Raw genomic sequence first — 13352 nt, forward strand, 5'->3', positions numbered from 1 at the left:
CACAACGCCGCGCTCTATCGGTCGGAGCAATGGCGGCGGCGCGTGGCAGACAGTCTCGCGCGAGGTCGCCGGCTTGATCTCGGCAGACGAAGATGTGGATGACGTGCTGGACGGATCCTCGCCGAATTGGAACGCAACCTGCCTGTGGATGTTTCCACGATCTGGTTGCTGGAAGACGACCAGTTGTACCTTGACGCGAGTCACAATATCGATGAGTGGTGTAGGAGGCGCTGTATGGTTCGGTGGAAGCATACGACGGGTTGATGCAAGTCGTTCATTCTCAAATGCCGAGATACGAAAGCCGACAGACCCGCTGTGGGTTTCCGGGTATAGCGGCAGGTTTCGACCAGAGCTATTCCGCGCTGGTCGTGCCGTTGCGCGGGAGACCAACCCTTGCGTGATCACCCACGCGCATAACGCGGCAGGCAGATATGGGCGCGAAGCGCAAGCCGGGCTACCACGTTCGCCAGTTACGCGGCGGTCGCCATTGAAAACGCGCTTGTACGATGTGGCGCAGGAACAGGCGTACGCGTCGGCGGCGTTGTTGCAGGTGGCGCAGGCAATCGTCAGCCTGAATGATCTCGATGAAATTCTCGGCACGATCATCCGTATCATGCCGATCCTCACCGGTGTGCAACGCGCCGCTTTGTATCAATGGGATGCTTCTCATGAGCAATTTGTGCCCACGCAAAATTATGGGCTGAGCGTCGACGATGAAAGGCAATTCGGGGAGCGGTCGTTTTCACCGGGGTGAATTTACTTTCCTCGATTTCGTGCCGCAGCGCCACGGGGATGTTAGCGTGTCCGCTCGAAGGACAGGGGGACGGTTACAGGCGTGGTTATCCAGCCAGCCCGTCGGAGAAGCGAATCTTGCCAACCCCAACGCCTTGTTGTTCGCCGTCCCGACCGCCGTCAAGGATACGTTGTACGGCGTGATGCCTCATCGAAGATAGGCGGAGGTGGATTGCGTTTCCGCGCCCGCCGCCTGGAAATCATTACACGAATCGCCCAACATGCCGCGCTGGCGATTCAAAACGACCTTCTGCAAAAGGAGATGGTGGTGCGCGAGCGCCTCGAAACGGAAGCGCAGTTGGCTTGCCAAATTCAGCAGACCTTCCTCCCGACGCGCTCCCGCAAGTGGAGGCTGGGACTTCTCAGCGCGTTGGAAAACGGCGCGCCAGGTGGGCGGCGATTTCTACGATGTGTTCGACCCGCCCAACCGAAGGACCGGTTTGTTCATCGCGATGTGGCAGATAAAGGCGTGCCGCGCGGCGTTGTTCATGGCGCTCACGCGGACGCTGGTGCGAGCCGCGGTGCTCGAGACCGAGTCGCCTGCCCAGGCGTTGGCGCCGTCAACGAGTTTTGATTCCCGATACGCGCCAGGGATGCTCCGTCACGGCGATTTATGCGGTGCTGGATACCGCCAGCAACGAATTAACCGATGTCAACGCGGGGCACAACCCGCCGATCTGGGGAAAACAGGATGGCTCGATCGAAAAACTTACCCGAACTGCCATTGCCCTCGGCGTTTGATGGATCATGGCGTCGAACAGAAGACCATCCAACTGGCGGGCGGTGATAACATCCTTTTCTATACTGATGGCTTGACCGAATCGTTCAATAACGAAAGCGAATTTTGGAGAAGCGCGACTCATCGACGCCTTGTTGACAAATCTCTGCCTCGGCTTCAGATTTTCGACGCGGTGGAAAAGCGCTGCTCGATTTTATTCAAGATATGCCTCCTGCCGATGATTTAACGATGCTGGCAGTGAGACGGATGTATGCGGGTATTTGTGGTTGACCGGACGGTTTGTAAATAAAAAACCCGCTTCGTTCTTGAAGCGAGTTTTCTTTCACTGATGTTACGCAGTCGGGGTTGATCTGGCTCTCATGCGACATGTGGCAGATTATCAATAAACTACCAATCTCTCCGCCACAGTTTAACCGGGCGACACTGAGTCGCGGAGTTTTGAATTGCGTTTCTCAGCGTCCAAACAAGAAAAGGTCAGGTGGCGAGTTGATTTTTATCCTTCTGCTTTGACTTCCCCTGGCGGGTTCGCTTACTTTTAACCCGCGCAGGGCATCGTCCAAGCTAGTCGCGTCGCGGCGCGCAGTGGCGGAAGCGCCGCAGTAGGGGGCAGATGTTCCACGGGAGTTCCATCAGTTTGCTGCAGTTCTCGCAGTTCTTTTCAATTTGGTGACAGTTCGGGGCATACCTGCCAGTCATCTTTGAGCGCCGTTCGCAACCGGGGCAGAGGGTAAATCTTCGAGAGCCTGAAGGAGCGCTTCTTCTTCCAACGTCTTTTGGTAATCTTCGAGGGTCTCCGGCGGGCGTAGGATCAAATATACGAGGATGCCGGGCAGACTCAATACGGCGACAAGAAGCGTTGCCGGGTCTGCGCGAGCGGATCGCGCGCGCGTGCGGATATCGTGATACGTCCAAATGACGAGCGCGATCCATAACGCGGCGATGAAGGCGCGCCGAAACCTGTCAAGACCAGGATAATGTTGCTGAGAAACGAGGGGTCAAGATTCATAACGTGTCGATATTTTATCTCATATTGCGAAGCGAGGAACTTTAGGTATAAGGCAATCGCATTTGAAAATCTCGAGGCTCAAAACACGGTGTTTTGCCTTCGAATCTGCTACTCTTCGCCAATCTGCGCGAAATTTTCCGAGAAAGATTAGCGTGAATTCGTGAGGATTAGCGGAAAAAAACCAAATGCGATTGCCCTAAACTTTGGGAGGTGCAACTTTGTGTGTGGCGAAGACGCCTGTTTCGCCGCGCCCGGAAATTTCAACTGCAAGGGAATCCATGTTCGGGTATACTTTTCCCATTCAAATTACAGGAGTTCTTACATGGAGTGGCTTTACAACCCCAAACTTGGATCGCGTTCCTCACGCTTCGTTGTGCTGGAACTCGTCCCGGCTGGATAATATTATCTTTATTTCGATTCTGGCGGGCAGTTGCCCGTTGAAGATCAGCGCGCCCGTACCACGGGCATTTTGTTGGCGGTGGTGACGCGGTTGCTGTTGTTCTCTCTCTCGTGGATCATCAACCCTAGGATCCCATATTTACCGCGATGGGGTAGACCCTTTCCGAGCGCGACATCGTCCTTCTGGCGGGCGGCATTTTCCGATCTGGAAAGCCACGCGCGAAATTCACGAGAAACTGGAAGGCTCGGCAAGGACATGCCTCCGCCAAAGTCCATGCCTCGTTTTGGGAGCGATCGTTCAGATCATGTTGTTGGACATCGTCCTCGCTCGATCGGTCATCACCGCCGTCGGCATGGTGGATGAGTTGCCGATGACGATCGCGGCGGTCATCATCGCCGCATTAGTGATGGGATCTTCCTTGCCGCCCCTCTCAGCAATTTTGTCGAGGACATCCCACGATCAAGATGCTTGCGCTCAGTTTCTTGCTGTTGATTGGCTTTACGCTGGTCGTCGAAAGCCTTGATGCACATCCCGAAGGGATATATCTACTTCGCCATGGGCTTCTCTGTGATGGTGGAAACGCTGAACTTGCGGATGCGCCAACGCTCGAGCCTTGTGCAACTGCGCAGTCCATACCAAGCCAACGCTCCTGTCCCTGCGATGGCGGAGGTGTCTGGCCCAAAGACCCGTTCGGTGAAATCATCCCAAAAAGAAATCTACAAAGAAACGAAAAAACCCAACTGATCAAAAGGACTTCTCGAAATACGGAAGTCCTTTTGCACACTGCCTCTCACCGCTCACTGCTCACTACTCACTGCTCACTGCTTTCACTTCTCCCCATCCTCACCGCTTTACAAACCCCACAAACAACGGATGCGGCTTCATCGGGCGCGACAAAAAACTCAGGGTGGAAACTGACTCGCCACCATGAATGGATGATCCTCGATCTCGACGATTTCCACCAGTTTGCCGTCGGGAGACATGCCTGAGAAAACCATGCCTGCCTTCTCAAAATCTTTTGTAATTGTTGTTGAACTCGAAGCGATGGCGGTGACGTTCCTCCACTTTTTCTCGCCGTAGGCTTTGGCGGCTTTTGAGCCTTCCTGCAATTCGCAGGGATATAAGCCGAGCCGCATCGTGCCGCCCATGTCGGTGATCGCGCGTTGGTCGAGCATCAAGTCAATGACGGGATATTCGAGCCGCGATCAAACTCAGAGGAGTTGGCATCTTCGTGATTCAACACGCCGCGCGCGAATTCAATGCACATCACTTGCATCCCCAAACACAGACCGAGATACGGAACTTTCTTCTCGCGCGCATACCGCGCCGCTAAAAATTTTCCCTTCGATGCCGCGCGAGCCGAACCCGCCAGGGACGAGGATGCCATCCGCGTTTTGCACCACATCCCAGCCTTTGTCTTTTTTCGAGGTCAGCCGCGTGCACCCAGCCGATCTCCACTTCCACGTCGTTGGCGAGCGCGGCATGTTTCAACGCCTCGCGCACCGACATATACGCGTCTTGCAGTTCGACATATTTTCCAACCAAGGCAACTTTCACCGTTTGCTTTTTTCCACGTCGCAGAACAGCGCGATCTTGTCGCAAATATCTTTGTCAACAGGATAATCTGAACGCGCGATGATCATGTTTGGCGAAATACCGATCGAGCGCAACGCCGCCACGGAGTGTTGCGTGGGCTTGGTCTTGATCTCGCCCGTCGCTTTGATGTACGGCAACCACGTCACGTGGATGAAGAACACGTTCTCGCGCCCGACCTCGTTGCGGAGTTGTCTCAGCACTTCGAGAAACGGCTGCGACTCGATGTCGCCAACCGTCCCGCCGACCTCGACCAGTACAATATCGGCATTCGTCTCTTTGCCAATGGACGCGACTCGCCGCTTGATCTCATTCGTAATGTGCGGAATGACCTGAATCGTCCCGCCAAGAAAATCGCCGCGCCGTTCTTTGCCGATGATCTCGGCGTAGACCTGTCCGCTGGTGAAGTTGGACGAACGGCTGAGGCGGATGTCAATGAATCGTTCGTAGTGACCCAGATCGAGGTCCGTTTCCGCGCCGTCATCGAGCACGTACACCTCTCCATGTTGGTACGGACTCATCGTGCCAGGGTCCACGTTGATATACGGATCCAATTTCTGCACGGTCACATTGAAACCTCGTTCCTTCAGCAAGAGTCCTGTCGCCGCCGCAGTCACGCCTTTGCCAACCGAAGAAACAACCCCGCCCGTGAAAAATAAATATTTTGTGGTCATAAAATAATTCTCCAATTCTCTAATCCTCTAACCCTCTAATCCTCTAATTCTCCAATCCTCTGCCTCAACCCCGCCCTGCCTCCACCCCATTAAAAGAAACGGGGAGGGCGTTTCAGCCCTCCCCGTCGGGGATTGCATTTCCTGTGTGTTCTGGCAGTTCTTCGATTTCATCCGACCAGTTTCACAATATCTTCCGCGGCGCGCCGCATCTCGAGAAAGATCAAACCGAGTTTCGCTTCATGCCGCGCCATGGCAGTTAACACTGCTTCCTGCCCAATAGACGTCAACACGATCGACCCCGCATCGCCTTTGATGTACACCTGCTCCAACCTCCGCGTCCCAACTCGTTGGAGATCCGCTCGCCGAGCGAGAGCATCGCCGCCGACATTGCCGACACGCGATCTTCCTCCACGCCTTGCTGCAAAGCCGAAGCCATGATCAACCCGTCCACAGAAACAACGGCCGAAGCCTCGATATCGGGCGCGGCGGCTTGCATGTTTCGTAATCGGTCCACGATCTGGTCGGCGCGGGATTTTGCCATAACAATTCTCCTAAAATAAATCTGCCAAAGTTTACCATACTTCATTTTGCATGTCATTGCGACGGTTCCGCGCTTCGACTTCGTGGCGCGTGATGTTCGCGCCACGAAGTCGAAGCGTCACTTGCATCATACAAAATTGACCCATGTATCCCTTCGTGTTAAACTTGAACGTTCGACTAATGAAGACCCGCCTCCTTCTCCCCTTCGTTTTGTTGCTCCTCGCCGCGCAGGATTCGCCGCCCGTAGCGATCACCTCTCCCGCGGCGGGCGAAGTTTTGCATGGAGAAATTACGGTCATCGGCTCGACGGATATTCCAAATTTCTTCTCCGCTCAACTGGACTTCAAATACGCTTCAGACGACGGGGATGGCTGGTTCCCCCTAGCCGCGTTATCTCAGCCCGCGCTTGACTCGCCTCTCTACCTCTGGAACACTGCCTCCATCACCGACGGCGCCTACATCCTGCGCTTGCGCGTCACCCTCGCCGACGGGACATTCCAAGAAGCGACAGTCCCCATCACCATCCAAAACGACGCGCCGATATTCACTCCAACGCCTGTTGTGACTTCCACGCCCGAATCCTCCATTGGAGTACAAATCCCAACCCCATTCCTCCTCGCCGCCTCGCCCACTCCCACCGAAGTCCCGCGCCCAACCCCGACGCCTCTCCCAGCCAACCCCGCCTCATTGACTCGATCCACCATCCTCGCCAGCCTCGCTCGCGGAGCCTTGGTCATCATCGGCTTATTCATTTTCTCCGCCATCCTCCTCCGCCTCCGTAATACTTGAAACTTGAAACATGAAACTTGGAACTTGACACATGACAGACCCCTACCTCCTCATCGGACTCGGCAACCCAGGACGTGAATACGCCAACACACGTCACAACTTTGGCTTCATGGCAATTGACCGTCTCGCAGTGCGACTCAACGCGCGCGGCATGAAAGTCCAATCGAAAGCCATCGTGATGGATTCAAAATATGAGGATCACAAACTCATCCTCGCCAAGCCGCAGACGTACATGAATCTCTCAGGTCAATCGGTGCAGGGACTGGCTCACTTCTATAAGATTCCCAACGAAAACCTAATGATCCTCTCCGATGATCTCGATCTGCCCTTCGGCACCATCCGCATCCGCGCCTCGGGCGGACCTGGCGGACAGCGCGGCTTGTCGTCCATTTTGGAAAAACTCGGCACGAAAGATATTCCCCGCATGAGACTCGGCATCGGTCGCCCGCCTGGTCGCATGGACCCCGCCGATTACGTCCTGCAAAACTTTTCGCGCGACGACTTGAAATCCCTCTCCGAACTCCTCGACCGCGCCGCCGACGCCGCGCTTGAGTTTGTGGTGAATGGTTTGAATGCGGCGATGAATAAATTTAATGGTGACGCAAGAGATTAGATGACTAGAGACTAGATGACTAGAGACTGGTTCGTTACCAATCCTCTACTTTCTACTCTCTAATCCTCTAATCCTCTGCTCTCTACCTATGCTCTCCATCCTCAACTCCATCCGTTCGCTCCCACAATATCAGAATCTTCTTTCCCAACTCAAAGCGGGGAAACAAATCGCTGGGCTGGGACTTCCGCGCGCGGCACGATTGCCTGTGCTTGCGGCGTTGCTGGAGGATATTGGGCAACCAATCCTCTTCATCACCGATCGCGCCGACCACGCGTTGTCCATGTTCGATGAGTTGGGATTTTGGGTCAAGTCGCCGCGTTATCATTTTGCGGAGCCGAATCCGTTGTTTTACGAGCAAGCCGCGTGGGGCGTGACCACTCGCCGCGACCGCCTGCAAGCGTTGACCGCACTTTCCACTTACCATTTACCATTTACTCCAAAACCCGAAGCCCCTCCCGTGTTCGTGACCTCCATTCGCTCGTTGATGACGCGCACGATGCCGCGGCGCGACTTCCTCAAGGCGTGCAAGAAGTTATCGGTCAATCAAACCATTCAACCCGATTCGCTCTTGCGGAGTTGGGCAGAGATCGGCTACCAGCGCGTCAACACCGTGCTGGAGCCTGGACAATTCTCCAGCAGGGGAGGGATTCTCGACATCTGGGCAACTGCCGAGACGATGCCTGTCCGTTTGGATTTCTTCGGCGACGAGATCGAAACGATTCGCAGATTCGACCCCGCCTCCCAGCGCACGATTGAAAAATTGGATTCGGTCCTCGTCACGCCCGCGCGGGAATATTTGGTTCGTCACGATCCGTCAGCAGTTCAACTGCTGACGGAACAATCGAACGAAGAGCAATCCGCAGTTCAACTGCGGATTGAACGGGAAGATAATATTTCCGAATTCCACATCCCTCTTCTTCATTTACAACCCGCGACGTTGCTCGATTATCTCCCTCAAAAAGCCATCGTGTTGATTGACGACCTGTCCATCATCGAATCGATGGCGGAGGAGGTCGAGGCGCAGGCGGTCAAGTTCAGGCAGGAGAGTATCGCGGAAGAGACGTTGTCCGCTGAGTTCCCGTTGCCGTATGTTCCGTGGTCGGAGTTGTACGATGGCGTGCAGGGTGGGTTGGTGGAGTTGGGCTACTCTGCGAGGGAAGAGGTTGGAGAGCAGAGACTAGAGACTGGAGACTTTGAGGAGTCTTTGGCTTCTCGCTTTGGTCATGACGAAAGATTCGGGGGGAGGCTGAAGAATTTTGTTGACTATGTTGCGGGATTGATCTCGAAAAAGGAATCCGTCATCGTCGTGTCGCGGCAGGCTAAAAGGTTGGAGGAACTTTGGGGAGAGGCGAACCAGCCCGACCCGTCGAATGAACCGCCGCTCTTTATCGAGTCATCTTTATCAGAGGGATTCGTCCTCAATCTCCAATCCTCTAATTCTCCAATTCTCGACTCGCAATTACCAATTACTAATTACGAATCTTTACCACGACTTCACTTGATAACCGATTCGGAGATCTTCGGCTGGGAACGCCCTCAACCCCGCACGCGCCAGCGACCTGTTGCCGAGACTCCCGAATCGGTGTATGCCGATTTGAACGTGGGCGATTATGTGGTGCACATTGATCACGGCGTCGGGCGGTTTGGCGGATTGGTGCAACGCGAGTTGGATAATCACGCGCGCGAATTTCTCGCGGTGGAATATGACGGCGGCGGGCAGTTGTTCGTGCCTGTGCATCAAGCGGATCGGTTGACGCGTTATGTGGGCGCGGAGGGCGCGGCGCCCGCGTTGGATCGTTTGGGCGGGCAGGAGTGGCACGAGAAAAAAGGACGCGTGAAAGCCGCGGTGTTGGAAGTGGCGCAAGAGATGTTGGACTTGTACGCGCGCCGTCATGTGGCGCTGGGATATTCTTTCAAGCCCGATACCGCGTGGCAAAAAGAATTGGAAGATTCTTTTCCGTATGTGGAGACCGAGGATCAACTGCGCGCGTTGAACGACATCAAGCGCGATATGGAATCGTCGCGCCCGATGGATCGTTTGTTGTGCGGCGATGTTGGTTATGGAAAAACCGAAGTGGCGTTACGCGCCGCGTTCAAAGCCGTGATGGACGGCAAGCAAGTAGCGATCCTTGTGCCAACGACTGTATTGGCGCAACAACATTACGAAACATTTTTGCAGAGGCTCGCCGCGTTCCCTGTGAAAGTAGAAATGCTTTCGCGCTTCCGCACGCCGCGCGAGCAAACAACAATTCTGCACGGACTCGCCATCGGCGAAATTGATATCGTTGTCGGCACGCATCGTTTGATCTCTGGCGATGTGCAATTCAAAGAACTCGGCTTGGTCGTCATTGACGAAGAGCAACGCTTCGGCGTCACACACAAGGAGCATCTCAAAAAACTCCGCACCGAAGTGGACGTGTTGACTCTCACCGCCACGCCGATCCCGCGCACGTTGTACATGGCGCTCACGGGCGTGCGCGACATTTCGAATCTCAACACGCCGCCCGAGGAGCGACTGCCCATCGTCACGCATGTCGGTCCGTATTCGCCGAAACTTGTGCGGCAGGCGATCCTGCGCGAACTCGAACGCGGCGGACAAATTTTCTTTGTGCATAACCGCGTCCAGACCATCGACGCGATGCGCGCGCATCTCAATCAACTCGTCCCCGAAGCGAACGTGGATATCGGTCACGGGCAGATGCCAGAGAATCAACTCTCGGAAGTGATGCATCGCTTCAACAACGGCGATACCGATATTTTATTGTCAACGACGATCATCGAATCGGGATTGGACATCCCCAACGCGAACACGCTCATCGTGGACCGCGCCGACACCTTCGGCTTGGCTCAACTCTATCAACTACGCGGTCGTGTCGGACGTGGAGCTGCGCGCCTACTCCTACTTTTTTCGCCACAACAAGCTGACCCCCACCGTGGACGGTCAACAGCGGCTCGAAGTGATCGCCGAAAACACGCAACTCGGCGCGGGCTATTCGATCGCCATGCGCGACCTTGAGATCCGCGGCGCGGGCGAATTGCTCGGCACGCGTCAATCGGGTCACATTCAAGCGGTGGGATTTCATTTGTACACGCGGTTGTTGGCGGATGCGGTGAGACGGATAAGAACGGTCAAAGGTCAAATGTCAAAAGTTGAAGAACCAAGTTTGACTTTTCGACCTTCGACCTTTGACTTGCCTTTGTCCATGCCCGTGAACGTTGACCTCCCCCTCGCCGTCGGAATCCCTGCTGAGTACATCCCCGATCAGGATTTGCGCTTGCGTCTGTATCGTCGCATCGCGGATTTGCGCGACGAAACCGAAATCGACGCGCTGGCGTCCGAGTTCAAAGATCGCTTTGGCGAATTGCCCGACATGACCGCGAATCTGTTTTACCAGATGCGAGTCAAACTGCGAGCCGAGAAGGCGGGATTGTCATCCATCAATTGGGAAAGCGGACAGATCGTCCTGCGTTACCCAACTCCCACAAACGGCACGGAACCCAAACGCCTCGCTGATCTTGGCGCAGGCATCCGCGGCGGCAAGTCCGCGTATTGGTGTTCGTTCGGGGAGGAATGGGAGGGGAAATTGTTGGATGTGTTGGGGAGGTTAGTTTAACGGCTGGCGTGACTTGCGCTGGGGTGGGCGGCGGTACGCCGTCCGACTGGAAAAATTCCCAGGGGTAGAACAAAGTTTGGAATCGCGCCTGAATCCCCAGCGTTGGGTGCGCGCTTTTTGGAGCAGACTTTATTGTATGAATTCAACTGTGCTTACCATAGACTCAAAAATCTTTTGACCTCGTGTGTACCATGCACCTACATTGTACCTGTGATCTCTGTTTGAAAAACCATATGCAATTAAATATTGGTTCGTAGAAATCTGTAAGACAATTATTTCACCGCTGAAAGTGAATCCCATAAATTTCTCACTCTCAATAATCAATTCTACGGCAGTGCCTTCATTGCCATTTGCAATTATGGAAGTTTCTATTGCTTGAGTTATTACTACTTTTTCCTCCTCTTTATCCATAAAGCTGGACACCCAATAATCCGATAAATCGGATGTAGATTTGAAACGAGGGTCAGTTTTTGTTCCATAAATACAAAAAGTAAACTCATCGTTTTGTATACAGATAGAATGAATATCGTTATCTAATTCGGATAAACTTATTTCATCTTTCGCAGCTTGTTGATATGGTTCAAACGAGAATCCTGCTTGTTGATAGTACAGGCGCCCCCCTATCTCATAATTTGGATCTACGACCAGTTTTCGAGGAGCATCCTTATTGGGCGCAAAATTAATTTGAGGCATGTCGCATCTAAATAATGCAAAAGCCAAGAGAAGAAGCAAAAATTTATGAACTTTTTTCATGCTCATCCTTACAGGTATATTAATTCACATTGTTTTGGTATTTGTCTGCTCAACTAGGGTTATACCGCCGAAAGTTAAAATTTGATGAATAAATTATAGCACTCACTCCCTTGCTCTTTATCCCTTCACAACCTTCCCACCCCTCATCACCAGCGCGATAGTATCGTTGTTCTCCAGTGAACGAATATCCTGAATCGAATTTATTTCCGCCCTCATTCTACATCTTCACCGCCCGCGTGGCAATGTAGTTAGGATGATATTTCCCCAGCGGCGAATCGGTCATCACGTCTTCGTACAGGTCGGTGAGGACGAATCCCGCCGTGCATTGTCCGCCGAGCAGATTGTCCCTTATGCCTTATTCCGCAGTTCCCTCATGCGACGCAATGTATTCGAGAGTCGCTTGAGTGATTAACCCTGAGCGGGTTTCTCCATTGTCGGAGGCGAATTTATCCATCAAGTTCAACACTCGTTCGGGCAACGTAATATTTACCCGCTTCGACTTGCCCGAAAGTTTCGCCGCGTCCACTGAAACGACCGCCCAAACGCCGTCGGCATAGTCGGGGTTGTTCTGATGATATTCGATGGTTTGAGGCGTGGGTATGGCTTCCCCGTCAATTAGCATACCTTCTAAATGTGCCTCGATGGCTTCGACAACTTCCGATAATGCTTCATCGAGGGTTGCGCCCGCGCTAAAGCATCCCGCCACATCTGGAACGGTCACGCCGTAATCGCTGTTAGGGTCTTTGTGAATAACAACTGGATAGCGCATTTTCTCTCACTTTTTCTCTGACCAGGACCAACCTGCCTGACGGTAAATACTGCGAAGGGTTCCGATTGGCAAATCTCTTTTCGGGTGCGGAACAGTCACCCTGCCAGGTTTTACGGGATGTTTGAAATGATGGTGACTGCCGCGCACATGCACAAGTGACCAGCCGTCTGCTTTGAGTTTTGTGATAACATCCCGACTGTTCATGGCGCAATTATACACACCCTACACACTGCGTCAATGCTCACACGAAATGCCTCGCCGATCTGGGCGCGGCATCCGCGGCGGCAAGTCTGCGTATTGGTGTTCGTTTGGCGAGGCGTGGGAAGGGAGGTTGTTGGAGGTGTTGGGGAGGTTGTAACAAAGTCCGTCATTGCGAGCCGAAGGCGAAGCAATCTCCGTTTGGGCGAAGAAAATGCCTGAAAACGTCACAGAATCCCCATAACCAGGTATAGTCGTCGTTAGGTTGTTTTTTCTTCACTCACAACTTTTAATCGTGCTTTTGGTTCGCGAAAAACAAAGATCGCGATAGCCAATCCGATCGCGCCTCCACCGAGTATGCCAAGTAGTCCAAAGATAGGCGGGATTACAAGAATGGTATCTGGCATAGGTTTACTATCAAATTCCCAAACTATGCCTTGATCGTCAATAAGCGCGGTATAACGTCGGAAGCCAGTGCCCCATAAGAATCCTGACTTAAAACATTTATTCTGGAAGGGTGACGGTGCTGGTGAAATAGAAAACTCATAGTCATCGAGAGCACATGGCATCTGAAGCTCATCGACAGCGACGATATCTACCGTTGTCAAATCCTTGACCCACTTACTCTGCGGCTCAGCCTGATAATGATATATGTTGCCGTCGAGAGTTTCAATGTACAGTGGAGGTTCACCTGCAGCCGGAATGAGTCGGATGACCTCCGCAGGCGGTAAGGGAAGTTGCTTCCATGCCGGCTGGTCGGCAGTAAGTGAACTTACACTAATACCGAAGCCGATAAGGTAGCCCACAACAATCATAATAAGAACAATGAGGATTCGAAGAACAAGCATATCAGGAAATTGGAGTCGGAATTT

At 53.4% G+C, this 13352-nt stretch carries 13 protein-coding genes and 3 pseudogenes; 10 read left to right on the plus strand and 6 right to left on the minus strand.

What is annotated here, in order from left to right; translation table 11 throughout:
* The 6 genes and pseudogenes from IPM31_10860 to IPM31_10885 all read left to right on the plus strand — a co-directional run.
* On the plus strand, positions 1 to 754 hold a 754-nt coding region (locus IPM31_10860), incomplete at its 5' end, for a hypothetical protein (GenBank protein MBK9007480.1).
* Positions 755 to 800: 46 nt separating this feature from the next.
* Positions 801 to 953 carry a hypothetical protein gene (locus tag IPM31_10865; protein ID MBK9007481.1) on the plus strand — a complete coding sequence of 51 codons (153 nt, stop codon included), beginning with the start codon at positions 801 to 803 and terminating at the stop codon, positions 951 to 953.
* Between the two features lie 11 nt (positions 954 to 964).
* The gene (locus IPM31_10870) at positions 965 to 1366 is read left to right on the plus strand and encodes a hypothetical protein (protein MBK9007482.1); all 402 of its coding nucleotides are present in this window, start codon (positions 965 to 967) and stop codon (positions 1364 to 1366) included.
* The gene (locus IPM31_10875; protein ID MBK9007483.1) at positions 1363 to 1533 is read left to right on the plus strand and encodes a SpoIIE family protein phosphatase; all 171 of its coding nucleotides are present in this window, start codon (positions 1363 to 1365) and stop codon (positions 1531 to 1533) included. Before IPM31_10870 ends, IPM31_10875 begins: the two co-directional genes overlap by 4 nt.
* The gene (locus tag IPM31_10880; GenBank protein MBK9007484.1) at positions 1533 to 1757 is read left to right on the plus strand and encodes a SpoIIE family protein phosphatase; all 225 of its coding nucleotides are present in this window, start codon (positions 1533 to 1535) and stop codon (positions 1755 to 1757) included. The genes IPM31_10875 and IPM31_10880 overlap by 1 nt, the downstream gene beginning before the upstream one ends.
* 1102 nt (positions 1758 to 2859) lie before the next feature.
* Positions 2860 to 3681 (plus strand): annotated as a pseudogene (locus IPM31_10885) (TerC family protein).
* Between the two features lie 99 nt (positions 3682 to 3780).
* Here the strand turns inward: IPM31_10885 and IPM31_10890 are convergent.
* Together IPM31_10890 and IPM31_10895 are read right to left on the minus strand one after the other, a co-directional pair.
* Positions 3781 to 5204 (minus strand): annotated as a pseudogene (locus IPM31_10890) (CTP synthase).
* Between the two features lie 167 nt (positions 5205 to 5371).
* Positions 5372 to 5745 (minus strand): annotated as a pseudogene (locus tag IPM31_10895) (roadblock/LC7 domain-containing protein).
* A 179-nt stretch (positions 5746 to 5924) separates the two neighbouring features.
* On the opposite strand from IPM31_10895, the gene IPM31_10900 reads away from it, so the two are divergent.
* The 4 genes from IPM31_10900 (at position 5925) to IPM31_10915 (ending at position 10760) form a co-directional block, all read left to right on the plus strand.
* Positions 5925 to 6533: a hypothetical protein gene (locus IPM31_10900; GenBank protein ID MBK9007485.1), complete on the plus strand. Its 609-nt coding sequence runs from the start codon at positions 5925 to 5927 to the stop codon at positions 6531 to 6533.
* A gap of 31 nt (positions 6534 to 6564) precedes the next feature.
* Entirely contained in the window at positions 6565 to 7146 is a 582-nt protein-coding gene (locus tag IPM31_10905) for an aminoacyl-tRNA hydrolase (protein ID MBK9007486.1), read from the plus strand.
* A gap of 88 nt (positions 7147 to 7234) precedes the next feature.
* Positions 7235 to 10162 (plus strand): transcription-repair coupling factor, encoded by a 2928-nt coding sequence (gene mfd, locus IPM31_10910; protein ID MBK9007487.1) that lies wholly within the window; start codon positions 7235 to 7237, stop codon positions 10160 to 10162.
* On the plus strand, positions 10080 to 10760 hold the full coding sequence (locus IPM31_10915) for a hypothetical protein (protein MBK9007488.1): 681 nt from the start codon (positions 10080 to 10082) through the stop codon (positions 10758 to 10760). The genes mfd and IPM31_10915 overlap by 83 nt, the downstream gene beginning before the upstream one ends.
* 129 nt (positions 10761 to 10889) lie before the next feature.
* Here IPM31_10915 and IPM31_10920 read toward each other — a convergent pair whose 3' ends face one another.
* From IPM31_10920 to IPM31_10935, 4 genes are all read right to left on the minus strand, one after another.
* Positions 10890 to 11513, minus strand: coding sequence for a hypothetical protein (locus IPM31_10920; GenBank protein ID MBK9007489.1), 624 nt, complete (start codon positions 11511 to 11513; stop codon positions 10890 to 10892).
* 355 nt (positions 11514 to 11868) lie between these two features.
* On the minus strand, positions 11869 to 12282 hold the full coding sequence (locus IPM31_10925) for a type II toxin-antitoxin system HicB family antitoxin (GenBank protein MBK9007490.1): 414 nt from the start codon (positions 12280 to 12282) through the stop codon (positions 11869 to 11871).
* 6 nt (positions 12283 to 12288) lie between these two features.
* The gene (locus IPM31_10930) at positions 12289 to 12486 is read right to left on the minus strand and encodes a type II toxin-antitoxin system HicA family toxin (protein MBK9007491.1); all 198 of its coding nucleotides are present in this window, start codon (positions 12484 to 12486) and stop codon (positions 12289 to 12291) included.
* Between the two features lie 254 nt (positions 12487 to 12740).
* Positions 12741 to 13328 (minus strand): hypothetical protein, encoded by a 588-nt coding sequence (locus IPM31_10935; protein ID MBK9007492.1) that lies wholly within the window; start codon positions 13326 to 13328, stop codon positions 12741 to 12743.
* Positions 13329 to 13352: the final 24 nt, after the last annotated feature.

The organism is Candidatus Defluviilinea gracilis (genome assembly GCA_016716235.1).
In the GTDB taxonomy this organism is placed as follows: domain Bacteria; phylum Chloroflexota; class Anaerolineae; order Anaerolineales; family Villigracilaceae; genus Defluviilinea; species Defluviilinea gracilis.